General features: G+C 50.3%; 30 protein-coding genes and 1 tRNA gene. 5 read left to right on the top strand and 26 right to left on the bottom strand.

Going from position 1 to position 26,554, the window contains the following annotated elements; all coding sequences use genetic code 11:
• Nucleotides 1-106: 106 nt before the first annotated feature.
• The 3 genes from D8682_RS19720 to D8682_RS19710 all read right to left on the bottom strand — a co-directional run bounded on the left by D8682_RS19720 (nucleotide 107) and on the right by D8682_RS19710 (nucleotide 3,046).
• The gene (locus D8682_RS19720; RefSeq protein ID WP_121814951.1) at nucleotides 107-547 is read right to left on the bottom strand and encodes a DUF943 family protein; all 441 of its coding nucleotides are present in this window, start codon (nucleotides 545-547) and stop codon (nucleotides 107-109) included.
• Nucleotides 540-1,781 (bottom strand): PAAR domain-containing protein, encoded by a 1,242-nt coding sequence (locus D8682_RS19715; protein ID WP_121814950.1) that lies wholly within the window; start codon nucleotides 1,779-1,781, stop codon nucleotides 540-542. The genes D8682_RS19720 and D8682_RS19715 overlap by 8 nt, the downstream gene beginning before the upstream one ends.
• A gap of 539 nt (nucleotides 1,782-2,320) precedes the next feature.
• Complete coding sequence (locus tag D8682_RS19710) at nucleotides 2,321-3,046, bottom strand: HGGxSTG domain-containing protein (protein ID WP_121814949.1); 726 nt, start codon at nucleotides 3,044-3,046, stop codon at nucleotides 2,321-2,323.
• Between the two features lie 650 nt (nucleotides 3,047-3,696).
• Between D8682_RS19710 and D8682_RS19705 the strand changes: the two genes are divergently transcribed.
• Nucleotides 3,697-4,281 carry a tetratricopeptide repeat protein gene (locus D8682_RS19705; RefSeq protein WP_121815741.1) on the top strand — a complete coding sequence of 195 codons (585 nt, stop codon included), beginning with the start codon at nucleotides 3,697-3,699 and terminating at the stop codon, nucleotides 4,279-4,281.
• A gap of 305 nt (nucleotides 4,282-4,586) precedes the next feature.
• Here D8682_RS19705 and D8682_RS19700 read toward each other — a convergent pair whose 3' ends face one another.
• From D8682_RS19700 to D8682_RS26805, 9 genes are all read right to left on the bottom strand, one after another.
• Nucleotides 4,587-4,877, bottom strand: coding sequence for a PerC family transcriptional regulator (locus D8682_RS19700; protein WP_121815740.1), 291 nt, complete (start codon nucleotides 4,875-4,877; stop codon nucleotides 4,587-4,589).
• Nucleotides 4,878-4,897: 20 nt separating this feature from the next.
• Nucleotides 4,898-5,338, bottom strand: coding sequence for a single-stranded DNA-binding protein (locus tag D8682_RS19695; protein ID WP_121814948.1), 441 nt, complete (start codon nucleotides 5,336-5,338; stop codon nucleotides 4,898-4,900).
• Entirely contained in the window at nucleotides 5,335-5,472 is a 138-nt protein-coding gene (locus D8682_RS26815; protein ID WP_162303032.1) for a hypothetical protein, read from the bottom strand. The genes D8682_RS19695 and D8682_RS26815 overlap by 4 nt, the downstream gene beginning before the upstream one ends.
• The gene (locus D8682_RS26810; RefSeq protein ID WP_162303031.1) at nucleotides 5,462-5,629 is read right to left on the bottom strand and encodes a hypothetical protein; all 168 of its coding nucleotides are present in this window, start codon (nucleotides 5,627-5,629) and stop codon (nucleotides 5,462-5,464) included. The genes D8682_RS26815 and D8682_RS26810 overlap by 11 nt, the downstream gene beginning before the upstream one ends.
• A gap of 372 nt (nucleotides 5,630-6,001) precedes the next feature.
• Nucleotides 6,002-8,797 carry a TOPRIM and DUF927 domain-containing protein gene (locus D8682_RS19690; protein WP_121814947.1) on the bottom strand — a complete coding sequence of 932 codons (2,796 nt, stop codon included), beginning with the start codon at nucleotides 8,795-8,797 and terminating at the stop codon, nucleotides 6,002-6,004.
• A gap of 11 nt (nucleotides 8,798-8,808) precedes the next feature.
• The gene (locus tag D8682_RS19685) at nucleotides 8,809-9,423 is read right to left on the bottom strand and encodes a hypothetical protein (RefSeq protein WP_121814946.1); all 615 of its coding nucleotides are present in this window, start codon (nucleotides 9,421-9,423) and stop codon (nucleotides 8,809-8,811) included.
• The gene (locus D8682_RS19680) at nucleotides 9,420-9,701 is read right to left on the bottom strand and encodes a transcriptional regulator (RefSeq protein ID WP_121814945.1); all 282 of its coding nucleotides are present in this window, start codon (nucleotides 9,699-9,701) and stop codon (nucleotides 9,420-9,422) included. Before D8682_RS19680 ends, D8682_RS19685 begins: the two co-directional genes overlap by 4 nt.
• Nucleotides 9,698-9,907: a hypothetical protein gene (locus D8682_RS19675; RefSeq protein ID WP_121814944.1), complete on the bottom strand. Its 210-nt coding sequence runs from the start codon at nucleotides 9,905-9,907 to the stop codon at nucleotides 9,698-9,700. The genes D8682_RS19680 and D8682_RS19675 overlap by 4 nt, the downstream gene beginning before the upstream one ends.
• The gene (locus tag D8682_RS26805; protein ID WP_162303072.1) at nucleotides 9,900-10,094 is read right to left on the bottom strand and encodes a host cell division inhibitor Icd-like protein; all 195 of its coding nucleotides are present in this window, start codon (nucleotides 10,092-10,094) and stop codon (nucleotides 9,900-9,902) included. Before D8682_RS26805 ends, D8682_RS19675 begins: the two co-directional genes overlap by 8 nt.
• A 241-nt stretch (nucleotides 10,095-10,335) precedes the next feature.
• On the opposite strand from D8682_RS26805, the gene D8682_RS19665 reads away from it, so the two are divergent.
• Entirely contained in the window at nucleotides 10,336-10,539 is a 204-nt protein-coding gene (locus D8682_RS19665; RefSeq protein WP_121814942.1) for a YlcI/YnfO family protein, read from the top strand.
• Nucleotides 10,540-10,944: 405 nt separating this feature from the next.
• Here the strand turns inward: D8682_RS19665 and D8682_RS19660 are convergent, their stop codons facing one another.
• The 11 genes from D8682_RS19660 to xerD all read right to left on the bottom strand — a co-directional run bounded on the left by D8682_RS19660 (nucleotide 10,945) and on the right by xerD (nucleotide 22,117).
• Nucleotides 10,945-11,754, bottom strand: a complete 810-nt coding sequence (locus D8682_RS19660; RefSeq protein ID WP_121814941.1) for an antA/AntB antirepressor family protein — start codon at nucleotides 11,752-11,754, stop codon at nucleotides 10,945-10,947.
• A 12-nt stretch (nucleotides 11,755-11,766) separates the two neighbouring features.
• Nucleotides 11,767-12,198 carry a hypothetical protein gene (locus D8682_RS19655; RefSeq protein ID WP_121814940.1) on the bottom strand — a complete coding sequence of 144 codons (432 nt, stop codon included), beginning with the start codon at nucleotides 12,196-12,198 and terminating at the stop codon, nucleotides 11,767-11,769.
• Nucleotides 12,198-12,395, bottom strand: coding sequence for an AlpA family transcriptional regulator (locus D8682_RS19650; protein WP_121814939.1), 198 nt, complete (start codon nucleotides 12,393-12,395; stop codon nucleotides 12,198-12,200). The genes D8682_RS19655 and D8682_RS19650 overlap by 1 nt, the downstream gene beginning before the upstream one ends.
• Before the next feature lie 786 nt (nucleotides 12,396-13,181).
• Nucleotides 13,182-14,396: a tyrosine-type recombinase/integrase gene (locus D8682_RS19645; RefSeq protein ID WP_121814938.1), complete on the bottom strand. Its 1,215-nt coding sequence runs from the start codon at nucleotides 14,394-14,396 to the stop codon at nucleotides 13,182-13,184.
• A gap of 164 nt (nucleotides 14,397-14,560) precedes the next feature.
• Nucleotides 14,561-14,634: transfer RNA gene (locus tag D8682_RS19640), tRNA-Gly, on the bottom strand.
• 477 nt (nucleotides 14,635-15,111) lie between these two features.
• Nucleotides 15,112-15,876: an amidase activator ActS gene (gene actS, locus D8682_RS19635; RefSeq protein ID WP_064543669.1), complete on the bottom strand. Its 765-nt coding sequence runs from the start codon at nucleotides 15,874-15,876 to the stop codon at nucleotides 15,112-15,114.
• Between the two features lie 130 nt (nucleotides 15,877-16,006).
• Nucleotides 16,007-17,521, bottom strand: a complete 1,515-nt coding sequence (gene lysS / locus D8682_RS19630; protein WP_121814937.1) for a lysine--tRNA ligase — start codon at nucleotides 17,519-17,521, stop codon at nucleotides 16,007-16,009.
• Nucleotides 17,522-17,530: 9 nt separating this feature from the next.
• A protein-coding gene (gene prfB / locus D8682_RS19625; RefSeq protein ID WP_121814936.1) for a peptide chain release factor 2 occupies nucleotides 17,531-18,629 on the bottom strand; the annotation gives its coding sequence in 2 pieces (ribosomal slippage) (nucleotides 17,531-18,553 and nucleotides 18,555-18,629; 1,098 coding nt in all).
• Nucleotides 18,630-18,738: 109 nt separating this feature from the next.
• Complete coding sequence (gene recJ, locus D8682_RS19620; protein ID WP_121814935.1) at nucleotides 18,739-20,472, bottom strand: single-stranded-DNA-specific exonuclease RecJ; 1,734 nt, start codon at nucleotides 20,470-20,472, stop codon at nucleotides 18,739-18,741.
• A gap of 7 nt (nucleotides 20,473-20,479) precedes the next feature.
• Nucleotides 20,480-21,196, bottom strand: a complete 717-nt coding sequence (gene dsbC, locus D8682_RS19615) for a bifunctional protein-disulfide isomerase/oxidoreductase DsbC (RefSeq protein WP_064543661.1) — start codon at nucleotides 21,194-21,196, stop codon at nucleotides 20,480-20,482.
• A gap of 24 nt (nucleotides 21,197-21,220) precedes the next feature.
• Entirely contained in the window at nucleotides 21,221-22,117 is an 897-nt protein-coding gene (gene xerD, locus D8682_RS19610) for a site-specific tyrosine recombinase XerD (protein WP_074388528.1), read from the bottom strand.
• A 113-nt stretch (nucleotides 22,118-22,230) separates the two neighbouring features.
• Here xerD and fldB point away from each other — a divergent pair, with 113 nt between their 5' ends.
• Entirely contained in the window at nucleotides 22,231-22,752 is a 522-nt protein-coding gene (fldB, locus tag D8682_RS19605) for a flavodoxin FldB (RefSeq protein ID WP_064543777.1), read from the top strand.
• A 7-nt stretch (nucleotides 22,753-22,759) separates the two neighbouring features.
• On the opposite strand, the gene D8682_RS19600 is transcribed toward fldB, so the two are convergent.
• Together D8682_RS19600 and sdhE are read right to left on the bottom strand one after the other, a co-directional pair.
• Nucleotides 22,760-23,182, bottom strand: a complete 423-nt coding sequence (locus D8682_RS19600; protein WP_064543659.1) for a protein YgfX — start codon at nucleotides 23,180-23,182, stop codon at nucleotides 22,760-22,762.
• Complete coding sequence (sdhE, locus tag D8682_RS19595; RefSeq protein ID WP_064513590.1) at nucleotides 23,163-23,429, bottom strand: FAD assembly factor SdhE; 267 nt, start codon at nucleotides 23,427-23,429, stop codon at nucleotides 23,163-23,165. Before sdhE ends, D8682_RS19600 begins: the two co-directional genes overlap by 20 nt.
• Nucleotides 23,430-23,676: 247 nt before the next feature.
• Here sdhE and ygfZ point away from each other — a divergent pair, with 247 nt between their 5' ends.
• Nucleotides 23,677-24,663 carry a tRNA-modifying protein YgfZ gene (gene ygfZ, locus D8682_RS19590; protein ID WP_064543657.1) on the top strand — a complete coding sequence of 329 codons (987 nt, stop codon included), beginning with the start codon at nucleotides 23,677-23,679 and terminating at the stop codon, nucleotides 24,661-24,663.
• Nucleotides 24,664-24,814: 151 nt separating this feature from the next.
• Here ygfZ and D8682_RS19585 read toward each other — a convergent pair whose 3' ends face one another.
• The gene (locus tag D8682_RS19585; protein WP_064543654.1) at nucleotides 24,815-25,468 is read right to left on the bottom strand and encodes a hemolysin III family protein; all 654 of its coding nucleotides are present in this window, start codon (nucleotides 25,466-25,468) and stop codon (nucleotides 24,815-24,817) included.
• A gap of 171 nt (nucleotides 25,469-25,639) precedes the next feature.
• Here D8682_RS19585 and D8682_RS19580 point away from each other — a divergent pair, with 171 nt between their 5' ends.
• Nucleotides 25,640-26,368, top strand: coding sequence for a MurR/RpiR family transcriptional regulator (locus D8682_RS19580; RefSeq protein WP_121814934.1), 729 nt, complete (start codon nucleotides 25,640-25,642; stop codon nucleotides 26,366-26,368).
• The last annotated feature ends 186 nt before the right edge of the window (nucleotides 26,369-26,554 follow it).

Genomic DNA, 26,554 nt, shown 5'->3' with positions numbered 1-26,554 from the left:
CACCTCCCCAGGTGGTTTTTTCGTTTACAGAGCAAGAGATTACGCTCAGAAAAAAAGGATCTCATGGAGATCCTTTTGATTTAATAATCACCCTCTAACTAAAAAGTTAGTATGACTCATATGTAAGCCCAGTATTCCGGCTCAGATCCACGTCAAAAAGAAGGTTCCTGTCAATACATTGAACCTCTGTTGGCATGTCATAAAAACAGAATACCTCATCAGTCGAAAACAGCAGACTTTCGTCCGGTTCAGTACGATAACCATCACCAAACCCCATGATAGTCACATTGTAATAGCCATCTTCGCTCTTATGCGGAATACCATATTTCGCCTGTATCATGTCCTTATTAGCTTCCCACCAGGCTATCTGACGGTTTTTCAGGTATGGAAAATGTCTGACAAGTAGAATATCCCCATGGCAGTCATACATTTTGCTGCACATATTCTTCCCATGCACATCTACAATTTCAACCGGAGTCAGATACTGCCAAAGTACATAACCACAGGCCGCTGCCGCAATAACGCCCGCTATCAGTCGATTATTCATCCAGTATCCCACTGATGTCTACCGTGGCATTCATCTCAGTGATAAACGGCTTATAGCCGTATTGATCCCAGCGCTGAAGCACAAACCACAGACGAAAAATGCGAAACTTCCAGAACAATTCATTCTGAACATCCGTATCATCAAGCCCGAAGTGATCCTGAATCCGGTAATGCACCTTCGCCCAGTAGCTGTTCCCTGTCACCTCCAGCGATTCCAGCGTAATATGCGTCGCCCAAGTATCATGAACGGAAATCACCAGCCCGTTAGTCCGGTCAATCAGACGATTAAATTTAGGTAAAATAGTTTGTTCTGCAATACCGTTAAATAATTCACTCTTGTCATTTAGTGGATAAAAACCGTATTCAGTGTCTATTTTCTTACCAAGAATATCTTTTATTTTCAGCAAGGTACTTTTCTCTGACTGGTCATTCAGGATCTGCTCTTTCAGCGCGCTGTCCAGTAGCAGGCTGCTGTACGGCGTGCCACTGTTCTCCTGCATGTGATCAATCATCTCGGTGATGATATTTTTATAGGGCCCCTGGAATGAGAACAGTTTTGCCAGCTCCCGGAACTCATCAAACATCAGCGCCGCCGCCTGTTCCCGGCTTACCGTCGGCATCGGTTTTGGTTGAAAATCGGGATGTACATAGGGCGATGCAAAAGCAAAAGGGTCTTCCGGCTCTTTCAGCTTCAGGGTCATCGGATTGACCTTCATGGGAACGTCATCCACGTTAAGCCGGAAGGTGTTTCTCAGGGCCAGGATATCCAGATCACCGTGATGCATATCTTTCGCCTGATAGTCATCCATCTGCCGTTTCGTCTGATAAATCAGGGCTGGCAGGGGCATTGGCTCAAGGCCTTTTGCCTTCGCCTCAATCAGCTTCTTCTTCCGCACGTCCTGCTCGCGTGACGCCGCCAGCCCGGCGTTACAGTTGTAATCATAAGTGTGCGTACTGACCGAAGGGGCAAACCGGGCACGACACGGACAGGAACTGAAACTCTCGATCGAACCCGCCCATTCTTTCGGCGCACCATTCACGGTGTAGGTATCACCCATGCCGCCGCAGATACGGAACAGCCCTTCATGGACACCGCACGTTACCGGGTCTCCGACCCTGGCCTGCTGGCGACGTATACCACCGATGTCGTAGGTCTCATTGGAAGCGCCGGAAACAATGCTCCCTCCGCAGGTGGTTTTATCCAGGTGATAAAGAAAACAGCCTTTTGCTGGCATACCAAATCCTTCTGATTTATATGGTTAAAGTTAAACCGATAATACGCAATCAGCGCATAGCCTCAAGCTCAGCAGGTAACGGGATATGTCCAAAGAACAGAACAGGAAGGAAACTGATCTTACCCATGTAATGTGGACACGCCCCTAAGCGAGATTCTGGTTTTCAAACTGTTCCGGGCGTTTTCACCGCCACAGCGCCATCTGTAACGCATCATTAGCAATTCGCAGTTTTATCCCGGTTCTGGCCCATCACTTACTGGGCTTGTACTTCACCTTTTCCCCTCTGTCATTTCCCTCAAGCACCGGTAACGGTGTTTTGCAGAGAAAAATAACCCGTGGAAAGTTGCGGGTTAGATGGGCTGGCTATAAGTGATTGCTGCATACCCTGCAAACAGCAGTCATTGTCTGGACAGGTCCGCATTCTGAAATCGCTGTTTCGGTGCGAACCAGGCCACCGGCCTCAATCAGTTGCCACTCTGAAGCCTGCATTACGGTGGCAACCAGCCTTTTGGCAACCATCATTCCGGCAGACTACACCACTATACCTGTTTGCTTCCCTGGCTGGCATAATGGAGTCCGGCGCATTGACGGCAGATTAACGCGGCGGGTGTCACATACAGGGCTGTGCGCCGCGTATGGCATTGCGGGCAGACAAACCACCAGCGTAAACCACCACGGGCAGGATGGGTGGCAGCCAGTTCGAGCGGGGCGCATATTCCCGCCAGAGATGTGACAGTGAACCGTTCTGGTCCGTGGCGCTCAATCTCAAACCCTGAAAGGCTTACGTGTTCTGGTACGGGGATAACGCCCGGCTCGCTGTTCAACATGGCCGTGAGCGTGTGCAGGTCGATACAGGGAACATCACCGGCATACACCCGGCTACGCTTGCGTCCGGCTTTACTTGCCCGCTGGCGCTCCAGCCATTTCCGGTAACCTTCGCGCTGTCGCTTTATCCCTGCTTTCGTTTTTGCACCGGTGCTCATGCCGCCATGGTACTTACAGCGCCCGTTAGAATAGATGATGGTGAGTTTGCAGGGTGTGCCCGCTCGTGTGGTGGCTCCGCATGAGATACCGAGAAGGTGCTCCGGATATGGCACCCACTGCTGGTAAGGTTTTGGCGGGGATAGCGGTCTGAATCGTGGCGGTACAGAGTAATACGCACTCCACTGCTCGCTGCTGCGCTGCCGGTTTTGGTCTTGCTGGTGGCGATGCTCTTCAGCCTGCTTGCGCATGTCTGCCAGTTTTCTCTTTAACTCTTTATCCATACACCCACCAGACGGCACACCTTAGGAAATCTTAGGATCACATGGGGTAACGCTCAGTGGGAACCTTAGCAAATCTTAGCATTGCATGGAGTAACGTTCAGGGGAAACCTTGACGAACCCAGACATCACATAGAGTAACGACCTGAATAAGAAAAGGTAAGTATTAGCATGTACTCATGGGCTAAAGAGTGGGTGCTTTGGTGAGAGTTCACGGGGGGAGGCTTTACACAAAGTGGTTACAACCATCACATCACGCCTGCACTGCGCAATTCAATAAACGAAATCATTAATCCAAAACAGGGGCGATTTTTTTATTTTTGCCCCAATGTTTGCCCCGAAGAAACCAGTCGTGACACGGTCTGCAAGGGAGTAGGTTTCCACTGCGCAATTTTTTGCGCATCAATTCGCAATTTTCAGGGAAATTAGCACCAGAAAATTTAAGCCCCTGCACATCATACAAGCAGTGATAACCACCGAGGCATTAGCCATGTGAACATCATTGCTGCCGTATTTTGCTGGTTCGTCATCGTCGAGCGCATTTTTCACTCATGATTAAATCGTGATTCATCAGTATAAGAGGATTTCCCCGCTCTCTGCATACAAAGAGGGCTGTACTTACCATAAATAACTGGATTTTAGTGGTGATAATAATGTTACGGAAAATTTTACCGACACTGGTGCTGGGCAGCGCTTTTCTGGGTAATGCAATAGCCAGCACTGAGACAGCAGATACGGCGAAAATTCGCGCTTCTGCTGAGCAGGGAGATGCCACAGCACAGTTCAATCTTGGGGTGATGTACGACAAAGGTAAAGGGGTACCGCTGGATGACAAGCAGGCTGTAGACTGGTATCGCAAGGCCGCTGAGCAGGGACATGCCGGGGCACAGTTCAATCTTGGAATGAGCTACGATGAGGGTGAAGGGGTACCGCTGGATGACAAGCAGGCTGTGGACTGGTATCGCAAGGCCGCTGAGCAGGGACATGCCGGGGCGCAGAACAATCTTGGGATGATGTACGATGAGGGTGAAGGGGTAGCGCTGGATGACAAGCAGGCTGTGGGCTGGTATCGCAAGGCCGCTGAGCAGGGGGATGCCGATGCGCAAAACAATCTTGGGGCGATGTACGCCGAGGGGGAAGGGGTAACACAGGATGACAAGCAGGCTGTGGACTGGTATCGCAAGGCCGCTGAGCAGGGAAATGCCGATGCGAAACACAATCTTGGGATGATGAATTAGGGATGCCGCAAGACGCCAGGCAACTCTATGCCTGGCTCCCGGTGTCTGCCGCCAACGGTCAGGCTGGCGTGATAAGACTGCGGCAAAAATCACGCCAGAGCAGTTAAGTGATGCGCAGAAGTTAGCTACACGTTATACCGAACAATATCCGCGATCCGGGATATGAGAAAACGTGGGGCAGTCATTGGATTATTTACAGGGTCAGATTATCCCGTATCTAAACGCTGACCTAACCCCACACTAACGTGTGGTCGGTACGCAATAAAATAACCCTGTTTTGCTGCGTACCAGCATCAACCTGGCGTTTACGTCTCCCGCTGCTTCTTACGGCTTTCGGGTAGCCTGAATGCGTTCCCGTTTGGTTGCGATATCCCCATGCGGTGCTGTGCCGCTGTCACGGCTCTGTGAAGGTCGCCGTAATCGTCTGCCTTGACTGGCGGGCGCCTGGCCTTTTCCATGCACTCCACACGGCGGCATGTTATCCAGTCACGATCAGTTTCCTCAGTGCATAGCGCCATCACTGCCAGCCAGCGTGAGGCTGCACGGTGATAAAGCCCTTTAGCCTCCAGCGCCTCAGCCTTACTGTCTTTCACCATTGGTTTGTCCTCCGCACTCATCAGAATGGCACTTCATCGTTAAACGGCGGTGTCTGGTCGTCATCATTGCCGCTGTTCTGCTGCTGTTGGGCATGATTCAGGGCGCTGGTGGCCTGCCCCTGTGAGCCTTTATTTCCACCCGGACGCGCCGTTCTCGCACTCACCACACTGTCGGCTATAACCTGTGGTTGCTCTTTCTGCACACCGTCCTGCCCTGCCCACTGGTTAAGCTGCATATTGCCCGCCACGCTCACAAGGTCGCCTTTCTGGTGCTTTGCCAGCAGTTCGGCCTGTCTACCGAATGCCACCACGCCCAGCCAGTATGTAGCCTCTCCGTTCTGTCCCGTATGGCAGGGCAGAGATACCGCCAGCCGTGCCATTGTCATTTGCTTATCGTTCGCTGTGGTGCGGGTCTGGGGATCTGCCACCAGCCGCCCGTATGCGGAAATCTGTGCTGTCATTTCGATTCCTCGTTAATAACGTAGTAAGTTGGCGCATTACCCATCACTGGGGAAAACTTTGTATCCGGCAGATAGAGCAGGCTCGAACCATCAAGAACTGGCACATGTAGCAAGTGACGAGCGTCAGGCGTCATTGGGTTCTTTCACATTCTCGGTATGGTCGTTTTGCCATGTCGCGCACTTTGCCCATGCAGCTACAGGGTAATAAAATCGCTTCCCGTCGCTCTCATACATCAGCCACCAGCCAGGGCCTGCCTGAGTGGTTGAAACAATCTTGTATTCAGTATCCATGTTGAGCACTCCATCAGAATTTTTATGTATATATACATAAAAGTAGTTATCCCACTTGTCCCACTTATCCCAGAAAACTTAATAAACTGATTTTATTGATTATTAATTTCCATTTTGGGATAAGCAGGCTCTTTTTTGGGACAACTCGGCGGGTTTTAAAGTTGTCCCAACTGCCAGCCAGAGAATAATTCCTTAAATGCCACTCGCTAAAAGTTATCCCAGAGCGGCCTGATGTTGTCCCAAAAACCCCTGTTTTTATCCCAGACCCATCCCAGACCTAAAGACAAATACCCTTCTAAAACATAAGCTTAACTATTAAGCAAAGGCTTTGGGATAAGTGGGACAACTATATTTATGCTCATGCGTGAGTTTTTATTCTTTCTCACCTTCTTCATGCTCAGGAGCAAACAGCAGAACGTAAGCCCACGGCCGCGCATCGTTCAGGTGCTTCAGTCGTGGCGTTCTGATCTGCCAGTTCTTTCCACTGGCTGGCTTCTTTAGCATCCCCGTTTCATGAAGCACTTTTGCTACAGCGTCTTTGTTATGACCATTTGCCACCTGCGCTTTAAACGGTGTCGGTAATACGTAGAACAGCACAGGATCATCAAATCTATCGCCCTTATCTCTGTACCCGTAAAGCTCGGAGATTGGCATGCTCTGAGGATCGTAGTCGAGGGGGGCGAACCGGCTCATGCCGAAAGCGTTAAGAAATGCCTCAGCCTGCTCGATGATCTGCTGATGCTCCTTGTTGCCGGTGCCAAACTCACGTACCCACGCGTTGTAGCTGTGCTGTATCGCATCACGGCATGTCTGGGCATCCCATCCAGTGACAACCTCACCCAGAATCAATGCGGCTTCCAGAATAGCAAACCTCGCCCCTACACGATGAACCTGCTCGCCATAGTCAGCAGGAATAAGACCGCGCCAGCGGGCTTCGCACTCGCGCACGGTATCAATGGCCTGCTGCTGGTGGTCTGCAAGCCATTTAATCCACTCGCGCCCGGCTGCCCCGTGGTGATGCTGGTAAGCATCTTTCAGTGCGTCGGCATGCTGTTTACCGTTCTGATGGTCGTGGAAGCGTACAGCCTTACTCAACGGGATATTAAGCAGCCGCACCAGTTGCCCGGCTTTGGTCTTGCGCCCAGCCGTGGCAATGAAGGTTTCTAAGTCCATTTCCCCGGTGCTGATCGCCACAGTACGCCAGCGTTTTAAATCCCGGTTACCGCCTTCTTTTGCCCCCTGCAATTTACCCACACCGTTAAACAGCGCATAGGCAGACTGTGACACGCTTACGGGATCAGCTCCTTGTCCAACCTCATCCAGTGGCATCAGCCCGTCATTGTGGGCGGCAGCCTCGTTTGCCAGCCCTAACGCTGTGCCGTACCAGGTCAGTCGTAATAAGTCAGGGTTGCCGTATAAGCTGCTTGCCACATTAGCGGTGGTGGTCTTACCCGCGCTTGATTGCTCGTAGAAGTGAATGCCAAACCCATCAGCCCCAGATAAACCGATTAGTGGCGCTACCAGTGCTGCGGCGATAGCTGTCATCATGGAGTAATTGCCATAGGCCATATGCGCGACACTATCACGCCAGCTCCGGGCGGTTCCCTGTACGCTATACCCCGCCGCGGCAGAACTGCGACCACTGAATAACACTGGGTGGGTAGGAGTACCGATGATCTCCCCGTCAGGCATGATGTATGCCCCGCACTGCCATCCGGTTGCATGAGCAACACGCCATAATTCACGCGAACCACTGCGCTGTAGCCAGTCGGCAAACGTTGCCCGTAAGCTGCTTTTCGTAGTGACATTAACCCCTCCCGCTTTCATGGTGCGCCAGCCTTCACGTTCTCCAATGTCAGCCAGGGGGATAGCGGCGGTTGTCGGCGTATCTGTGCCAAAGGCCAGCCAGCGGATAATCAGGTACTGATCCTTGTCATCGCGCCCGGTACCGATAACGTCCATAGGTGACGCTAACCAGCTTTCGTTATTGATGATCTCGCCGCTTTCCTTGTCCACCTTCGGAGTTACCCAGAAAACACCGTCTTTCCGGCTTTCGATACGCGGTTTAAGCGGGTCGCTATCCCTTGCCGTAATCTTGCCGTCCTCACTGGCCTGTAGCGTTGGGTTCACGCTTTCCCCTTGCGGTTGGTACATGGATTCATTAAACGCCTGTGTAGCGGCCTCCAGCCCGTTTTGCTGGTGGTAGTCGTTCCAATCGGCTTTGTGCTCAGTCGGTGGCAGTGCCACCCAACCCGCCACGGATAAAGCGGCTTTCTCTGCGGCAATCTTCCCAGTGTTGGTGGCTCCGGTTTCGGAGGCTCCTCCGTGATGGTCGTTATCGGCGGCAATAATGATTTGCGCCTGCGGATATTCCCTCCGCATGACCTGCGCAACCGGCAATAGATTTCCTGCATCAACGGCGCACACAACCATCACGTCAGGGCGCATCAGGTGAATGCTTAACGCTGTAGCTAGCCCTTCGACAATGATTACGGCTGGTGGCTCAGGCCACACATTAGCGGAGGTGTCAGCTACATAGAACGCCCCGCGCTTTGCCGAACCTGATACGAGGCGCTTCTCACCCTGTGGGGTAATGATCTGCGCGGCGGTAATGTCCCCGAACTCGTCCACCAGCGATAACAGCAACGAGCTATTGTGGAGAACGGGGAAGGTGAAGCCCGTCAGCCCTTTGGTAATCAGGTATTGGCTTTCGCCTGGTGCTGCCTGCTGCGCCAGTGTCTGGTATTTCGTGGCAAACGTCGCCCGGCGCTGTTCTGCGTCTGCGGTGGTTTGCTGCTGGCGCTCCAGCTCACATTGCTGGCGTTCGGCGTCGAGTTGATCCCTTCTCTGGCTGGCTGCTTTCGGGTCGGTTTCGGTTGCCCGGTAATCAATACCCAGCACATCAGCCACCAGGCGGCTCGCTTCAGTGGTGTCGCAGCGGTTCACCTTCTGGATCAGGTCTAAACCATCGCCCGCCCCGCAATGGTTACAGAAATGGCTACCGCGCCCGTTATCATCGAAACGAAAGCGATCTTGCCCGCCACAAGCGGGGCAAGCTGTATGCCTGCGGGGTGAGTCGGGAACATCGATATTCAGGCCAGCCAGTACAGAAGGCCATTGGCCCGCGGCGGCGTGAGTGACTTCGCGGATAAGGTCGATATTACGCATCAGAATGCCCCTCAGTGCGCGGTCGGTGCTGCTGGCAACCCTTCGGTATTCAGCATCTGGATAAAGTTGTCGTGTAGCATAGTGAGGCTGTCGCGCCCCCACTGAGATAAACGCAGTGCGCCACCATCAGGATCGGCTTCTGCCATACCCTGATAAAGCTGAATTGCCCGCTGTAACCCGGCCTCTGCACCGTATTTTTGAATGGCGATACCCTCGATATGGGTCGCCAGTGAGCAACGTTCAGTGGAGAGATAAATCGCCATGCCGCCATGCTCGCCGGAATAGATAACTGCCTGGCTGGTGCTGCCGTCCTCGTTTTCCACTATCACCGTGCCGTTTTTATCCTGCTGCTCATGGATAAACAGGCAGGTAATCAGCCAGCGCCAGATAAGCGCCATTTGCTCTGTCGTGGGGGCGAACCAGCCCATCGCTTCACCTTCATGAATTCCGGCAATGATGCGCATACCATCAGGTGGCGCATAATCGAAATGCCCCTCATCAAGCTGGCGAATAGCGGTGGTATAACCGATAAGTTTGCTATCAAGCCGGATACCCTCCGGCGTGGCTTCAATGTGATTTAAGGCCTGAGCTGAGCTTGCTTTCGGAAACTTCAATAGACTGCTCATGTCCGGGCCTCGCTGCGGGCGCTGAATTCTTCAATCCGCAAAATCGAATACATACCATCCAGCCACGCATAAACTTCCTGGCGGTCTTGCTGGTTTTCAATTCCCGGCACAACTTCAGTTAAAAGATGGTGAATACCGGCTTTGACGCGCATCAAACTGTCACGGGATTGGTTTTCTGGCGTGACCGGCATAACCATCTGTTGCCGTCCGATAACGGCCTGAATGCGTTCGTAATCATTGAAATGCTGCTCAACAGGGCTTGATTTTGCTGTGCTCATTTGCCTGCCTCCCAGTTTCGCAAGTCAACAAGGGCATCTGACGCACCAGCAGCAATGAATCGATTCGCTGAAATAGCGGCTTTGATATCCTCGCTATCCATATTTTCCATGGATTTTTCCAGCGCGATTAGCGATGCCTGAATACCGTGTAAAAGGCTGAGGGAAAATTCATATTGCGCATGTTGAGTAATAGGCAGTTTAGACATGGGCCACCCCCAGTACAGGCAGACGCGCAGCGAGCGAAAGGATGAAATGGGGCGCAAGAATACTGCGGGCTTCTCGCTCTGTTTCAGCTTCGACTGTGAGACAGCAAGGTTTGGCCTTTTTATCGTGGCGATTAATAGCGAGAAAACGCCAGGTGAATTTGTTCGGGCTGAGTGATGCCCGCCCCATATGGGGTGTGGTACGATTTGACATAGCTACCTCGATACATGTCCTATCGGTGGTGGTTAGAAGCCCGGTTAGTGTTGACGCACTACCGGGCTTCGCTATTTTGTGTACTGCCTGTGCCTTATCTGCGGACAAGGTGTGCGACCACCTTACATTTTGGTGTGCAACCACGTCAACAGTTTTATTAGCGCTATATTTGCGGTATGGTGTGCTACCACTTAACAGCAGAACATGAGTGCTTGAAATGGCTACAGGAAACAAAAATAACAAATCTGATAAGAAGGCGATTCGCTTTCCGCACGAGCTGGTAGCCGACATTGAGTCCAGCGTAGAGAGTGAAAAATCTGATAATCCTAATGCTAGTTTTTCCTCCTGGGTGCTTGATGCTTGTGGGCGAAAACTCAAAGCTGAACGCCGCAAGGTTAAGCCAGAAACATCAGAAGAATAACCAAAGCACAATTTTGCGCTTTGCTTCTGAATCAAAGGGGTGGCATCTGCGGTGCTGCCCTTTTTTATGGACTCGGAAAAGTCATCGCCCTTTTTTATGGACTCTAAAAACCCCCCTCGCGTGCGCGTACTGTTGCAAAAACTCCCTGCCTCGCGTGGTGACTTCCGATTAATCTTCCCGCCTCGCGTAGTGAGTGCAATAAAACCTTGGGTGCCACCAGCAACAGCATTCTGAATGTTAGGTTTTGACAGGTTCTCAGCCAAACTTTCGGCTGATTGAATGTCAGGTTTTGACAGGTTCAGACTAAGTTTTGCTAAGCACTGAAAGAAAACTTTCGCTGAGTCCTGGACCATAACATTTGATAACAGGCCAGCCAGGGAGAAGCCCTTACTCTGGACGGCGGCATTAAGCATGATTGGCTCCCAGACGCTTGGCTAACCAACGCTGAGACAAACGAATAAGCTCAGCTTTGCGCTGGTCGTAGGCCATGCCCATATCAATCATGGTGATGTTGGTGCTTTCCAGATATGTCAGGTGCTCGAGCTGTTCGGCAGTCATGCTGTCTCGAGGCTCACCGGCAATACCGCTAACCTGCGCCCACTGCTTAGCCGTCAGCCCGCCCAGCACAATGCGGGCGATCATGTTGCTTTCGTTGCTGTAGTGGCGTGGCAATGTCTGCTTGCCCTGCTCAGCTCGAGCTGTATCAAGTGCGGCACACATTGGCTTAAACAGATTTGCGGCACCAATACGGGCTTTAAGCTGGCGACGGTACTGTGCGGCAATCTCCGGTACGCTGCGGCTTAATGCTTCCTCACACTGGATGAAGTAACGGCGAACGGCGCGACCCTGCTCATTGCGCTCAACCATTGCCACTTCTTTAGCCATATCCAATGAGAGCAGATAGTCGTGCTCAACCTGCTGGCGAGATTTTGTGCTCGCCCGTTTTGGCGTGCTCAAATTTTCTACTCGGATGTAGTCAACGCCAGCAATAAAGCCGTACTGCTCAATACGCCCTTTAATCCAGTTCGTAAAATCACGCCCTGCGCCTAATGCGTTATGTAACGCTTTCGCGCTCGCAATATTGGTTTCACGCCCGCCAATTTGACCGGAAATAACAGGAACAATGGCAGCAAAGTCATTATTGCTAATACCGTCCAGGCTGGTGGCTGGCTGAGGGGAGGCCTCAGAAGTTAATCTGCGTTTTTCGAGTTTCATATTCAGGCTCCGTTATGCGGCGTTAAACGCTTCCGGGTAAAGGGAAAGGATGTTGTCAATCTGCTGAGATGAAAGGCCGATATAGCCCCCAGCACTGGCGTTACGGTTCACAAACTGGATAACGCGCAGAACATCAGCGCGGCAGGTGAAGCGATAGCGCAAGTGGCTGCCAATACCATCTGGGTTTTTCTCGTCGATACGCTCCAGTTGAATATCAAGCTGGCGTTCAAGCTCAGAAAAGTAATTACGTCCAGACGATAAACGGCAGTAGCGGAGTATTTCGTTTTCAGTGAAACCATTAACCCCGGAGTTCAGCATAAAATCACGTGCACGATGCTTCTTCGGTGTGCGTCTTGGCGCTTGTGTGAGATCTGCGGTGGGCGTAATATCACCAAGGCAAATATCTGACAATTCCGCCTGCTGTTCTGGGCGGTCTTTTTTCATTACGCCACCTCGCCGCGAGATTCAGCGATACGCTGATTAATCCATTCATCCACTTCACTTTCCACAAAAGCAATTGAGCGTGAGCCAATTTTTATGGCTGCTGGAAAGCGCTGTTGACTCATCAGGCGATAGATCCATGCTTTGCTATAGCCTGTTCGGCGTAGAACTTCTGATAATCGAATTAATGTTTTTGACATTTATTGCCTCTTACTTATTGAATTTTGACAATAAAAAAGCCCAACCAAAAATGGATGGGCTTAATTCTTAGGTTTTAGATACGACAATACCCACAGCGTGAAATCACGTGCGGTTATTTAAATTGCGTGTTTGTTGTAAAGGGAGTTGTTGAAAGGGTTTAAATTTTCATATTGGTGCCGATACATTTTTACTGGCAGCAGAATTACCCCGCCAGATTTTTTCCCCGGTATTCCTGGGGGAGTCTATTTTTTAAGAACATATTGCTTCGGCAGCAATCCAAACTGGCTTCATTTTATTGCCCAAACTTTCTGGGTATACCGCATTTCGGCGGCTCTCACATGCAACATGGAGGTAACTAATAATCCATCCAACACCTTCTCGGCAGAGGATGGTTCTCCATGTATCAGGGAGAAGCCAGTGGTTTTAAAGAGCGGTGTATATTGTAATCATCTGTATAAAGCAGCGGTTTACCTGCCATGCGGACTTACCCGGATATAGCTAGGCGCACCTGCCCCGCTGTTTGGGCTTCTTGGTGCTTATACACTATTAAAGAGCTTCGCCTTTTCGGCGACGTAGGACTCCATGTCCGTTGTTAAAGTAGCCTGCACTTTCCAGCGCTCGATTAATAATGCTCTTATTCAGAGCTCTCTTTTAAAGAACGCTACCTTTCAGTGACCCATAATGAAATAGATACAGGGACGAAACATCCCTAGCCAGTAGCCTTAAAGAGCAATAAACGTCCAATAAGTAGTACTATAGAACACTACTGTTTACTCGTCCAGTACTTATGCTGATTTACCAAACGTACCGTGTACCACATTCCCGCCTCGTTCCAGGCTATCCATGTAGTCGGCATACCACTGAAGCATTTCACGACGACCATCCAGATATTGGGCGTGGTTGTACGTGCCACGGATAGAATTCTTATCGACGTGAGCGAGTTGGGTTTCAATCCACGCAGTGTTGTAGCCTTGTTCGTGAAGAATGGTACTCATGGTGTGGCGGAAGCCGTGGCCAGTAACTCGACCTGCATAACCGATACGGCGAATCAGCACGTTCATAGCCATTTCGCTCATTGGTTTGGTGTGATGAATGCGACCGGGGAAAATAAACTGGTAATGACCGGTGATCGGTTTGATTTGTTCCAGAATAGCAATTGCCTGGTCGGACAGCGGAACACAATGAGGTCGGCGCTTCTTCATTCGTGAAGGTGGGATTTCCCAAATACGTTTATCAAAATCAATTTCTGCCCACTCACCCTGGCGTAGTTCCCCAGGTCTTAATCCAGTTAGTGCCTGAAGGCGCATAGCCAACTTAACAACAATACTGCCGCTGTAGGTATTCAGAGTACGGAAGAACTCCGGTAACTCACCTAGATTCAAAAATGCGTAGTGCTCTTTCTTCTGTGGAGCGAACGCACTGGCGAGATCGGGTGCCGGGTTGTACTCCGCACGGCCAGTAATAATTGCATAACGCCATACCTCACCGCATCGCTGGCGAACTTTGCGAAGCTTCTCTGTCGCGCCGCGCTCATCCAGTTTAGAAAGTACAGCCATAAGGCTCATTGGTTTTATTTCTGTTATTGGTCGATTACCGATATAAGGGAAAACATCACTCTCGAATGTTTTCATCATTTCTTCTGCATAACCGGCTGACCAACGATCTATCCGCTTTCCGTACCACTCACGAGCTATGCTCTCAAATGTGTTTCCTGATACCTCAATTCGAGATTGCTTCTCTTGCTTCCTGACGTCGCTCGGATTTATACCCGAAGCCACCAGCTTTTTTGCTTCATCTCGTTTATGTCGGGCATCGGTAAGGGATATTGTCGGGTAAGTACCCAGTGACAACATTTTAGGCTTACCGTCAAAGCGGTAACGAAAGCGCCACCCTTTAGCCCCATTTGGCTCAATGAGCATGGAAAGCCCTGCCCCATCACTAAGCGTATAGGCTTTATCCATTGGCTTAGAACGCCGAATTTCAAGGTCTGTGAGAGGCATTGTGTATAGCTCCAAAAAGTCGCATCCATCCTACTCACATTACTATACACCTGTGTGTATAGATTCAGGTAGATGTTAGTAGACGTAGAAATAACGAGAAAAGGTTAGAAGGCTTGTGGTTACTGGGATTTGTAGGCTTTAGTAGACGTTGGGAGAGGTATGTTTGGAGCGGGTGAAGGGAATCGAACCCTCGTATGCAGCTTGGGAAGCTGCCGTTCTACCATTGAACTACACCCGCTTTGAAGTGCGTAGGCATTATAGACGCTCAGCTTGTACTGGCAAGCGCATTTTTAGTTTATGTGATGGATTATTAAGCGATTGTTTTTATTTTCGGCACCAGGAACAGCAATGCTCAAGGCTTACCTCCCCTGCTTTTTATTGAATAATGAATGCCCTCTCCTGCGTTATACGGGAATGGCTGAAATTTTTAGCAGCAGAAACGCCATTGCCGTCAGGAAGAACAAACAAGAAACAACACCAAGGATTAAAGAGTAGTTTTTCATATAAATCAGTCCTGTAGTGGTGAAAGGGAGCAAAGTACACCGCTTAATTTTTAATCAGGCTGAATATAATAAATAGCGCTAACTTGTTTAATTTTGACAAAACCGGAATCGGCTATGAAACCCTCTGAAAAATATTGGATTAATTCCAGCCGAAGAAATTATTGGTGATGACGCATGGTGACATTGCGTTGAATAATCAACGCAATTCACCATTAGCAGGATGGTTTACTGCCTGGCGGCGGCAGATAGCGCTGAGGATCAATTGCGGTCGCGCGATAGCGAATCTGGAAGTGTAAATTTACCGAGTCTGAACCACTACTACCCATGGTGGCTATTTTCTGCCCGGCGGTGACTTTTTGGCTAGTGTTGACCAACGTTGTTTCGTTGTGAGCATAAGCAGTGATGTACTCTTCGTTATGTTTAATCATCACTAAGTTGCCGTAGCCACGAAGTTGGTTGCCCACGTAGACCACCGTTCCGGCGGCTGATGCGTAAATCGGTTGCCCACGCTTCCCGGCAATATCGATACCTTTATTACCGCCATCGCTATTAGAGAACGGCACCGTCACCTTACCGCTGGTGGGCCAGCGCCAGCATTTTGAGCCAACAGGAGGTGGTGCAACTTTCGCAACACTGCTTGTCGAAGTGGAGCTTGGCTTAGAGGTTTTCGCAACGACGGTTTTTTTCGAGGAAGAAGAACCAGAGCTGCTTTTAATGCGGATTTTTTGCCCAACTTCCAGCGTATAAGGGGCTGAAATACCGTTGAGACGCGCCAGTTCGCCGACACTTGAGCCGGTCATGCGCGAGATTCGATAGAGTGTGTCACCGCGTTTGACGGTGTAAACAGGGCCGTTGTAGCTTCCTGCGGATGCTTTAGTGGTGCCCGCTTTATCTGATGAGCAAGCGACGAGAAATAGGCTGATTAGCAGGACGATGGCATTCGGTGCCCACTTTCTGACTGTGCTTTCCTTGCGCAAACTAATCCTCTTAAAATCATAGCAAAACAAAAAAGTGCCTGAGAGTGGCGTATTTTTATCCCCTCACCCCGGCCCTCTCCCCAAAGGGGCGAGGGAGACGACCATAGTCTGGTCATCTCCCTTGAACGACTTACTTAACCGGACGCAGAGCCGGGAACAGGATAACGTCGCGGATGGTGTGGCTGTTGGTGAACAGCATAACCATACGGTCGATACCAATGCCCAGACCTGCTGTTGGTGGCAAGCCGTGCTCCAGAGCCGTCACGTAGTCTTCGTCGAAGAACATCGCTTCGTCGTCGCCTGCGTCTTTTGCAGAAACCTGGTCTGCAAAGCGCTGAGCCTGGTCTTCTGCATCATTGAGCTCAGAGAAGCCATTACCGATTTCACGGCCGCCGATGAAGAACTCGAAGCGGTCGGTGATTTCTGGGTTCTCGTCGTTACGACGCGCCAGCGGAGAAACTTCTGCCGGGTATTCAGTGATAAAGGTCGGCTGAATCAGATGGCTTTCTGCCACTTCTTCAAAGATCTCAGTCACTACGCGGCCCAGACCCCAGCTCTTCTCGACTTTAATGCCAATGGCAGCGGCGATTTCCAGTGCTTTAGCCATATCGTCCAGATCCGCAATATCGGTTTCCGGACGGTATTTTTTGATAGCTTCGCGCATAGTCAGTTTTGCGAACGGCTGGTCGAAGTCAAACAGCTCTTCGCCATACTTCACCTGTGCAGTACCCAGCACTTCATGCGCCAGTGTACGGAACAGAGATTCAGTCAGTTCGATCAAATCTTTGTAATCCGCATACGCCATATAGAGTTCCATCATGGTGAACTCTGGGTTATGACGCGGGGAAATACCTTCGTTACGGAAGTTACGGTTGATTTCGAATACGCGCTCGAAGCCACCGACAACCAGACGTTTCAGGTACAGCTCCGGTGCAATACGCAGGTACATGTCGATGTCCAGCGCATTGTGATGAGTGATGAACGGACGCGCAGAAGCCCCGCCAGGGATGACTTGCATCATTGGCGTTTCAACTTCCATAAAGCCACGGTTAACCATGAAGTTACGGACGCCAGCCATGATCTGAGAACGAATTTTAAAGGTCTTGCGGGATTCATCGTTGGAGATCAAATCCAAATAACGCTGACGATAACGCGCTTCTTGATCCTGCAAACCGTGGAACTTATCTGGCAGCGGACGCAATGCTTTGGTCAGCAAACGCAGCTCAGTACAGTGAATTGAGAGCTCACCGGTTTTGGTTTTGAACAGTTTGCCACGAGCGCCGAGGATGTCACCGAGGTCCCATTTTTTGAACTGCTCGTTGTAAACGCCTTCTGGCAGATCGTCACGCGCAACGTAAAGCTGGATGCGGCCACCGACGTCCTGCAAAGTGACGAAGGAAGCTTTACCCATGATACGGCGAGTCATCATACGGCCAGCAACGGACACTTCGATGCCCAGGTCTTCCAGCTCTTCGTTTTCTTTAGCGCCGAATTCTGCGTGCAATTGGTCTGAGGTATGATTGCGACGGAAGTCATTTGGGAAAGCAATGCCCTGCTCACGCAGACCAGCCAGCTTCTCGCGACGGGCTTTCAGTTCATTATTTAAATCGACCGCTTCGGTACCCTGTACTTGTTGTTCAGACATGTTGGTTCCTCATAACCCTGCTTTCAAACTTGCTTCGATAAATTTGTCCAGATCGCCATCCAGTACCGCCTGCGTGTTACGGGTTTCTACACCGGTACGCAAGTCTTTGATACGGGAGTCGTCCAGTACGTAAGAACGAATCTGGCTGCCCCAGCCGATATCCGATTTGTTATCTTCCAGCGACTGCTTCTCAGCATTCTTTTTCTGCATTTCCAGCTCGTATAACTTCGCCTTCATCTGCTTCATTGCCTGATCTTTGTTCTTATGCTGCGAACGGTCGTTCTGGCACTGGGTTACGGTGTTGGTCGGAAGGTGGGTAATACGCACCGCAGATTCTGTACGGTTAACGTGCTGACCACCGGCTCCCGATGCACGGTAAACGTCGATACGCAGATCCGCTGGATTGATTTCGATATCAATATCGTCATCCACTTCTGGATACACGAAAGCGGAGCTAAAGGAGGTATGGCGACGGCCACCGGAATCGAACGGGCTCTTACGAACCAGGCGATGCACGCCAGTTTCAGTACGCAACCAGCCAAAGGCATATTCGCCCTGAATGCGAATAGTCACAGATTTAATACCCGCAACATCGCCATCAGACTCTTCAATGATTTCGGTTTTGAAGCCGCGTGATTCTGCCCAACGCAGATACATTCGCATCAGCATGCTGGCCCAGTCTTGCGCTTCGGTGCCGCCAGAACCTGCCTGAATGTCGATATAACAATCGGCGCTGTCGTACTCGCCGGAGAACATACGACGGAATTCTAGCTGTGCCAGTTTGGCTTCGAGCTGGTCTATTTCAACAATGGTTTCATTGAAGGTATCTTCGTCGTCGGCTTCGATAGCCAATTCCAGCAGGCCGTTAACATCTTCCAGACCCTGAGTCATTTGATCTAAGGTATCGACAATGGCTTCCAGCGCAGAACGCTCTTTACCTAACGCTTGTGCACGTTCAGGTTCGTTCCACACATCAGGCTGTTCCAGCTCTGCGTTTACTTCTTCCAGGCGCTCTTTCTTGGCATCGTAGTCAAAGATACCCCCTAAGAACGTCGCTGCGCTCTGTGAGGTCCTGGATGCGGTTTTTTACCGGGTTAATTTCAAACATGGTCTGTATTATCTTATGTTGATGACAGAAGACGAAAATGCGGTCGTAGACCGGAAAGTTTACCGGATTTACGGTGCTTTTTATAGTCGCTTATAGCCAGGTCAGCAGGCTAGATTGGCCAAATATGGTCGATTAATAACTGGACACTGCGATTTCCGCGAAACTCGTTTACGTCGAGCTTAAAGGCCAGCTCAACTTCGCGCACACCGTTATCCGGCCAGCACGCGGTATCAACGTTAAAGGCGATGCCGTCGATTAATGGCCCACCACCGACCGGTTCAACCATCACTTTAAGATGACGCTCGCCCACCAGCCGTTGCTGTAATAGACGGAATTTACCGTCAAACAAAGGTTCCGGGAACATCTGCCCCCACGGCCCGGCATCGCGTAGCATCTCGGCGGTTTCGAGCGTCATTTCTTGCGCGCTGATTGCTCCGTCTGACCAAACCACGCCTTGCAACAACGCAGGATCAAGCCATTCCCCAACCAAATCGCCAAAGCGTTGACGGAATTCTTCGAATTTCGCTTCTTCAAGAGATAACCCAGCCGCCATCGCGTGACCGCCAAATTTCAGCATCATGCCAGGATACAAGGTATCAAGCCGCTCAAGGGCATCGCGCATATGCAGACCTTGCACCGAACGGCCTGAGCCTTTCAAAGTGCCGTCGCCTGCGGGCGCAAACGCGATAACCGGGCGGTTAAACCGTTCCTTAATGCGCGAGGCGAGAATACCGACAACACCCTGATGCCATTCGGGATGGTACATCGCCAGGCCATACGGTAACTCATCATGGCTGTGTTCAAGCTGTTGGCAGAGCGTCAGCGCTTCAACCTGCATGCCCTGCTCAATCTCTTTACGCGTCTGGTTTAACGCGTCCAGTTCATTAGCCAGCATGCGGGCTTCGCCAATGTTTTCACTAAGCAATAACGCCACACCGACGGACATATCGTCCAGACGACCAGCGGCATTCAGGCGTGGCCCAAGGGCAAAGCCCAAATCACTAGCCGCCAGCTTTTGCGGCTCGCGGTTGGCGACTTCCAGCAGAGCTTTAATGCCTGGGCGGCATTTGCCAGCACGAATACGGCTCAGCCCCTGCCAGGTCAGAATACGGTTATTGGTATCAAGCGGCACAACGTCTGCCACGGTACCTAGCGCTACCAGATCCAGCAGTTCTGCTATGTTGGGAATCACCAGGCCTTGTTGTTCAAACCAGCCGCAATCGCGTAAATGCGCACGCAGCGCCAGCATCAGATAAAAGGCAACGCCCACACCAGCGAGGGATTTTGACGGAAACTCGCAATCAACCAGATTCGGGTTGATGATGGCTTCAGCCGCAGGAAGCTCCGGCCCAGGCAAATGGTGGTCGGTGACCACCACCGGAATTCCCAGCGCATGAGCACGCTCAACACCACTATGCGAAGAGATGCCGTTATCGACGGTCAGAATCAGTTGTGCGCCACGCGCATGCGCCTGATCCACCACTTCTGGACTCAAGCCGTAACCATCTTCAAAGCGGTTGGGAACCAGGTAACTAACATTTTGGCAGCCAAGGCTACGCAGCCCCAGCACGCTCAAAGCGGTGCTGGTTGCGCCATCGGCATCAAAGTCACCGACGACGATAATGCGCAAGCCTTCACGGAAAGCGTCGTGCAGTATCTGAACGGCTTTATCCATGCCATTAAGTTGCTGCCACGGCAGCATCCCTTTCACGCTACGTTCCAGGTCTTGCTCGCCGCTTACGCCTCTACTGGCATAAAGGCGCTTTAAAAGTGGATGCAGTTGCTGGGGTAACACCACTGACTCATCGACCGTACGACGGCGAAGTTGTGTTTGCTGTTTCACCCGTTAACTACCCGCCTATGTTGGTGAGTTGTTGGTGCGCATCCAACATTTGTTTCATCTCTTTCGGCCCCTGATAACCAGGGATTACAGTACCGTTGCTCAGTACAATCGCAGGGGTTCCCTGAATACCGAACTGTACGCCGAGGTTGTAATGATTGGCGATATTCATGTCACAAGTTGCCCCAGCGACGGCATCACCTTTCATGGCAGTATCGAACGCTTTGTTGCGGTCTTTTGCACACCAGATGGCTTTCATGTCGTTTTCAGTCTGGCTTTGCAGACCCTGGCGCGGGAAGGCCAGGTAACGCACGGTGATCCCCAGTGCGTTATAGTCTTTCATTTCTTCGTGCAGCTTGTGGCAATAGCCACAGGTGATATCGGTAAATACCGTGATGACGTGTTTCTCTTGCGGCGCTTTGTAAACGATCATCTCTTTTTCGAGCGCGTTCAGTTTGCCCACCAGCAATTTGTTGGTGACGTTCACCGGTTGCGCACCGCTGACATCGTACAGTGGCCCCTGGATAACGTGTTTTCCATCTTCAGTGACATACAAAACACCGCTATCGGTTAATACCGTTTTCATGCCCGCTACAGGTGCTGACTGAATATCAGCATTTTGCACGCCTAACTTAGCCAGAGATTGCTTGATTGCAGCATCGTCTGCATGAACAAAACCGGACAAAGAGGCCGCTAATAATGGGAGCAGCCATAAACTCTTTTTCATGATGATTCCTTTATCTTCTACCACTCACGCTCGTGGGTGGTGTTGTTGATGCAGCTGACGTAAACGTTCCGTCGCGACATGCGTATAAATTTGGGTGGTGGACAAATCGCTATGTCCAAGCAGCATCTGTACGACTCGCAGGTCCGCACCATGATTCAGTAAATGCGTGGCAAATGCGTGCCGAAGGACATGGGGTGATAACTTTTCGCTATCGATACCCGCCTGCACTGCGTAATGTTTGATGCGGTGCCAGAATGTCTGACGCGTCATTTGTTGCGCGCGATTGCTGGGGAAGACCACATCAATCGACACGCCATTGAGCAACCATGGTCGCCCATGTTCCAGGTAGTTTTCCAGCCAATAAACAGCCTCTTCACCCATCGGCACCAGGCGTTCTTTATTGCCTTTACCGATGACTCGCACAACTCCCTGACGCAAGCTGACATCACTCATGGTCAGCCCCACTAATTCCGATACGCGCAGGCCAGTAGCATACAATAATTCGAGCATCGCTTTATCACGCAACTCGATAGGCTGGTCAATGCAAGGTGCTTGCAACAAACGATCGACCTGCGCTTCGCTGAGATCTTTTGGCAAACGCTGTGGCAATTTTGGTGATGAAAGCATCACACTTGGGTCGTCATCACGCAATTTTTCACGGTATAAATACTGAAATAATCGACGAATCGCACTCAGCATTCGCGCCGAACTTGTTGCTTTATAGCCGCCTTCAAGACGTTCAGCAAACAGCGACTGTAAATCGCCGGTTTGCACCTTCAACAAATCAAGATCGTGGCGTTCCAGCCACTCCGCTACCATTTTAAGATCCCGGCGATAGGAGTCCAACGTGTTCTGTGCCAGATTCCTTTCAAGCCAGAGCGCATCAAGAAATTGTTCTATTCGGGCCTGATCTTGTTCCACTACAGCCTCACTTACTTGCCTCACCTTTGGCGAATTGTGTCCATTATGCCTGATGCACAATGGGATCTGGTACACTTGCCATCCTGCACGTTTTTAAAAGAGTTGTTAATGCGATGAACATTGGTCTTTTTTATGGCTCCAGCACTTGTTACACCGAAATGGCTGCCGAAAAAATTCGTGACATCATTGGCCCGGAACTGGTGACACTACACAATCTTAAAGATGATGCTCCAGCCATGATGGAACAGTACGATGTGTTGATTCTCGGCATCCCGACCTGGGATTTCGGTGAATTACAGGAAGACTGGGAGGCCATTTGGGATCAACTGGATAATCTGAATCTCGAAGGTAAGCCGGTAGCGCTTTATGGCATGGGCGACCAGCTCGGCTATGGCGAATGGTTCCTTGATGCGCTCGGTATGCTGCACGATAAACTCGCCCCACGGGGTGCGCAGTTTATTGGTTACTGGCCAACTGAAGGTTATGAATTTACTAGCCCGAAACCTGTCATTGCCGATGGGCAATTGTTTGTTGGCCTGGCACTTGATGAAACCAATCAGTACGATTTAAGCGAAGAGCGAATCCAAAACTGGTGTGAGCAAATTCTCGCTGAAATGGCCGAGAAGTTTGCCTGACAGCGACTCAAACTTCCCCATTCCCGCTTGCCTGTTGTTGCAGCATCAGGCGGCGTAAATCACGCCACTCGCCAGTATCCATACTGTCGGCTGATAGCCATAAATGTTGACTGCGCTTGCGCCCCACGCGGCGTAAACGCAGCATCATGCCGCTGCGTAATACCCATGGCGCACCAACCATTTCCCACTCCTGGTTTTGCCACCGCAGGTGGTAGTCGGTCAGGAGTTTCATTTCGCCCTGGCAAGCATGAATCCGGCGCTGGCTACGAACGCTGTCAAATACCACCAGCGAAAGCAACAGCATCCAAATTAGCGTGTAGCTCATCGGCCACGGCATCAGCAGCACAAAGAGTGCCACTAAACCGTGAACCAAAAGGGACAGCCATTGTGCACGCCACGAGACCCGAAGATCAGATTGCCACAGGACCACGTTCTTTATTCCGTGTCTGAATCAGTGTCACCATCCGTTGCAGCTCTGTATCTGCTGGTTTGCCATGATTCATTAACCAGTTAAACAGGTCAGGATCATCACTTTCCAGCAAACGGACAAATAATTGCTTATCCTCAGTGCTTAACGAGTCATATTCATATTCGAAGAATGGCATAATCGAAATATCAAGCTCACGCATTCCCCGGCGGCACGCCCAATGAATTCGGGCTTTGTTATTGATATCCATGTGCTCTTTCCTGGTTCTCTGACAAAGAAGGTACAAATCTTAGTGTAACGTGTTTTCATGGCACGTATTAACTGAATGTTACCGTTTGCGCGCTTTATCGTGAGAAATTTTTATTGTGCGTTGCAGTTGCATTAACCTTGCGAGAAATCCCGTAAGTGCACAATTCACCTTATCAAACTGCTTGCATTGGCAAATGGCTCTTTTACCATTGAGCCAATTCATATGCTCAAAACCCAGGGACATCATTATGGCTTTCACTCCATTTCCTCCACGTCAGCCAACGGCTGCAGCCCGCCTGCCGCTAACACTCATGACGCTTGATGATTGGGCACTGGCAAGCGTGACGGGTAACGACGCAGAAACCTACCTGCAAGGCCAGGTCACCACTGATGTTGCACAACTGGCAGCAAACCAGCACACGCTTTGCGCGCATTGTGACGCAAAAGGAAAAATGTGGAGCAACCTGCGCCTGTTCCATCGTGGCGAAGGTTATGCGCTGATTGAACGTCGTAATCTGCGTGACGCGCAGCTTGTCGAACTCAAAAAGTATGCTGTGTTTTCCAAAGTGACCATCACACCTGATGATGAAAGTGTGCTTCTGGGCGTTGCAGGGTTCCAGGCTCGTGCGGCACTCGCCAATGTTTTCACAACCTTGCCGGACGCAGAAAACCCAGTGGTTCAGGAAGGCGCGACGACACTGCTATGGTTTAACCTGCCCGCCGAACGTTTTATGCTGGTCACCGATGAAGCCACCGCGCAGGCACTGGCCGATAAATTGCAGGGCGAAGCACAACGCAATGACAGCCAACAATGGCTGGCTTTAGAGATTGAAGCGGGTATTCCGGTTATTGAACCGGTTAACAGCGCACAGTTTATTCCGCAGGCAACCAACCTTCAGGCTCTGGGCGGTATCAGCTTCAAAAAAGGTTGTTATACCGGTCAGGAAATGGTGGCTCGCGCGAAGTTTCGTGGCGCTAACAAACGTGCTCTGTGGTTCCTGGCCGGGAAAGCCAGCCGCTTACCAGAAGCAGGTGAAGATCTGGAACTGAAAATGGGTGACAACTGGCGCCGCACCGGCACCGTACTCGCCGCCAGCCAACTGGATGATGGCCGCGTGTTAGTACAAGTCGTGATGAACAACGATTTAGAAGCCGACAGTGTGTTGCGAGTGCGTGATGATAACGGCAGCCACCTTGTTATCGAGCGGCTGCCTTATTCGTTAGAAGATGAATAAAAATACCCGTCATACTTCAAGTTGCAGGTGCGTTGACTGCACCCGCGCGCCCCAGTCACATAGTTAGCTATGCTCCTGGGGACTTACGTCCTGGTCGCCTGCCTGCATCTTGAATTATTTAGGGTATTGTTTGTTTGATACATACCCACAATTAACGGATATACAGATAGATCGCCAGGAAGTGGCAAACGCTGCCGCCCAGCACAAAACCATGCCAGATAGCGTGGTTGAACGGAATACGTTTACAGACGTAGAAAATGACGCCTAACGAGTAAATCACGCCGCCTGCAGCCAATAACGTTACGCTGCCCGGAGCGAGTTTAATCACCATCTGGTAAATCACCACCAGCGATAACCAGCCCATCAGTAAATAGGTCATTAACGATAAGACTTTAAATCGATGCGCGATGGTCAACTTAAAAAGAATGCCGGCGAGTGCCAGCCCCCAAATAACGACCATCAACCCACGCGCCAAAGGCGAATCCAGCCCAACAAGTAAAAATGGCGTGTAAGTCCCGGCTATCAATAAGTAAATAGCACAGTGGTCAAATTTCTTGAGCCAGCGCTTGGCGCGTTGATGGGGAATGGCGTGATACAACGTGGATGCGAGAAACAGCAAGATCATGCTGCCGCCGTACAGGCTATAACTGGTTATTGCGGTTACACTCGCGTTGGATTCCACCGCCTGTACCAGTAACAAAACCAGCCCAACAATCCCAAAAACCAGTCCGATACCGTGGCTAATGCTGTTGGCGACTTCCTCCGCCAGTGAATATCCTTTAGTGATCAATGGTTTGTCAGCCATTTGGCTACTCCAGGTGAAACAATAGATGGAAAATTCATCTCGACCAGAATAGCTGAGAATGATTCCAGCGAACACATGTACGCTAAAATAAATCTGTCAGATGTGATAACAATTACCGATACAATCTTGTTACTGACACTTAATCCTTTGGAACATTCAGGAAGAGATACCATGTTTACTCATGCGGCAATTGCTAATCTCAACGGACTAGAAATGATGGTCTACAACTATGTCATTAAAAACCGTGACAAAGTGATGTACATGACTATCCGCGAGTTAGCCGATGCGACCGGCGTTTCTACCACTACCGTGCTGCGTTTTTGCCGCAAGTTAAATTGCGATGGTTATTCCGAGTTTCGCGTTCGTTTTAAATTATATCTTGAACAAAATGATGAACAATTGGTTAATTTTGGCCCGAGCGAAATCATCAGCTTTTTTAAAAGCACTAACAATGAAGAGTTTGATAATTTAATTGACCAGGCGGTAAATATTATTTGTTCATCCGAACGTATTATATTTGTCGGAGCAGGAACCTCTGGCGCATTAGCTAAATATGGTGCACGTTTCTTTTCTAATGTCGGTAAATTTAGTAACCACATTGATGACCCTTATTTTCCGGTTACCAACGATATGGCTAAAAATGCACTGGCGATTGTCCTCTCTGTCTCCGGTGAAACTGAAGAGATCCTGCGCTTCGCCAGTCAGTTCAGTCTGCATAACTGCAAGGTGTTCTCCATCACTAGCCACGAAAACTCTTCACTGGCAAAACTTGCCGACTTTAATATCTCCTGGCATATTCCGCTTACCCGTGTTGGTGGCGTTTATGACATCACCACGCAAATCCCGGTTATTTATATTTTAGAAACCATTGGCCGTAAATTAGCCAAGAAAATGACGTAAAAAAACAGCCTGTTTTTGCGCTCTCACGTAAAATACTGATAAATATAAATTATTTATATTAACAATCCACAACTTGGCCTCGCCGAAGGAGTGTCTCTGTTTTTATAGTCCTTTTTTGTACTCAAAACAGCATGAAGAAAAAATTTTTTTTAGGTATCTCACTTGCAGTCAATAAACTAACTGTAT

Source organism: Buttiauxella sp. 3AFRM03, from assembly GCF_003675305.1.
GTDB classification, from domain to species: domain Bacteria; phylum Pseudomonadota; class Gammaproteobacteria; order Enterobacterales; family Enterobacteriaceae; genus Buttiauxella; species Buttiauxella ferragutiae.
Note: the sequence above shows the minus strand (reverse complement) of the source record. Positions and strands in the feature narration are given on the sequence as shown.

Excerpts from the sequence above, each read along its gene's own strand:
- D8682_RS19655 (WP_121814940.1), bottom strand. The coding sequence starts at position 12,198 with ATGAAAAAAGACCGCCCAGAACAGCAGGCGGAATTGTCAGATATTTGC.
- dsbC (WP_064543661.1), bottom strand. The coding sequence starts at position 21,196 with ATGAAAAAGAGTTTATGGCTGCTCCCATTATTAGCGGCCTCTTTGTCC.
- D8682_RS19675 (WP_121814944.1), bottom strand. The coding sequence starts at position 9,907 with ATGTCTAAACTGCCTATTACTCAACATGCGCAATATGAATTTTCCCTC.
- lysS (WP_121814937.1), bottom strand. The coding sequence starts at position 17,521 with ATGTCTGAACAACAAGTACAGGGTACCGAAGCGGTCGATTTAAATAAT.
- D8682_RS19685 (WP_121814946.1), bottom strand. The coding sequence starts at position 9,423 with ATGAGCAGTCTATTGAAGTTTCCGAAAGCAAGCTCAGCTCAGGCCTTA.
- D8682_RS19665 (WP_121814942.1), top strand. The coding sequence starts at position 10,336 with ATGGCTACAGGAAACAAAAATAACAAATCTGATAAGAAGGCGATTCGC.
- D8682_RS26805 (WP_162303072.1), bottom strand. The coding sequence starts at position 10,094 with ATGGGGCGGGCATCACTCAGCCCGAACAAATTCACCTGGCGTTTTCTC.
- D8682_RS19660 (WP_121814941.1), bottom strand. The coding sequence starts at position 11,754 with ATGAAACTCGAAAAACGCAGATTAACTTCTGAGGCCTCCCCTCAGCCA.
- D8682_RS26810 (WP_162303031.1), bottom strand. The coding sequence starts at position 5,629 with ATGGATACTGAATACAAGATTGTTTCAACCACTCAGGCAGGCCCTGGC.
- D8682_RS19680 (WP_121814945.1), bottom strand. The coding sequence starts at position 9,701 with ATGAGCACAGCAAAATCAAGCCCTGTTGAGCAGCATTTCAATGATTAC.
- D8682_RS26815 (WP_162303032.1), bottom strand. The coding sequence starts at position 5,472 with ATGACGCCTGACGCTCGTCACTTGCTACATGTGCCAGTTCTTGATGGT.
- sdhE (WP_064513590.1), bottom strand. The coding sequence starts at position 23,429 with ATGGATATCAATAACAAAGCCCGAATTCATTGGGCGTGCCGCCGGGGA.
- D8682_RS19645 (WP_121814938.1), bottom strand. The coding sequence starts at position 14,396 with ATGCCTCTCACAGACCTTGAAATTCGGCGTTCTAAGCCAATGGATAAA.
- D8682_RS19585 (WP_064543654.1), bottom strand. The coding sequence starts at position 25,468 with ATGGCTGACAAACCATTGATCACTAAAGGATATTCACTGGCGGAGGAA.
- D8682_RS19710 (WP_121814949.1), bottom strand. The coding sequence starts at position 3,046 with ATGGATAAAGAGTTAAAGAGAAAACTGGCAGACATGCGCAAGCAGGCT.
- D8682_RS19650 (WP_121814939.1), bottom strand. The coding sequence starts at position 12,395 with ATGTCAAAAACATTAATTCGATTATCAGAAGTTCTACGCCGAACAGGC.
- D8682_RS19700 (WP_121815740.1), bottom strand. The coding sequence starts at position 4,877 with ATGGTGAAAGACAGTAAGGCTGAGGCGCTGGAGGCTAAAGGGCTTTAT.
- D8682_RS19695 (WP_121814948.1), bottom strand. The coding sequence starts at position 5,338 with ATGACAGCACAGATTTCCGCATACGGGCGGCTGGTGGCAGATCCCCAG.
- ygfZ (WP_064543657.1), top strand. The coding sequence starts at position 23,677 with ATGGCTTTCACTCCATTTCCTCCACGTCAGCCAACGGCTGCAGCCCGC.
- D8682_RS19690 (WP_121814947.1), bottom strand. The coding sequence starts at position 8,797 with ATGCGTAATATCGACCTTATCCGCGAAGTCACTCACGCCGCCGCGGGC.
- D8682_RS19720 (WP_121814951.1), bottom strand. The coding sequence starts at position 547 with ATGAATAATCGACTGATAGCGGGCGTTATTGCGGCAGCGGCCTGTGGT.
- fldB (WP_064543777.1), top strand. The coding sequence starts at position 22,231 with ATGAACATTGGTCTTTTTTATGGCTCCAGCACTTGTTACACCGAAATG.
- D8682_RS19705 (WP_121815741.1), top strand. The coding sequence starts at position 3,697 with ATGTTACGGAAAATTTTACCGACACTGGTGCTGGGCAGCGCTTTTCTG.
- D8682_RS19580 (WP_121814934.1), top strand. The coding sequence starts at position 25,640 with ATGTTTACTCATGCGGCAATTGCTAATCTCAACGGACTAGAAATGATG.
- D8682_RS19715 (WP_121814950.1), bottom strand. The coding sequence starts at position 1,781 with ATGCCAGCAAAAGGCTGTTTTCTTTATCACCTGGATAAAACCACCTGC.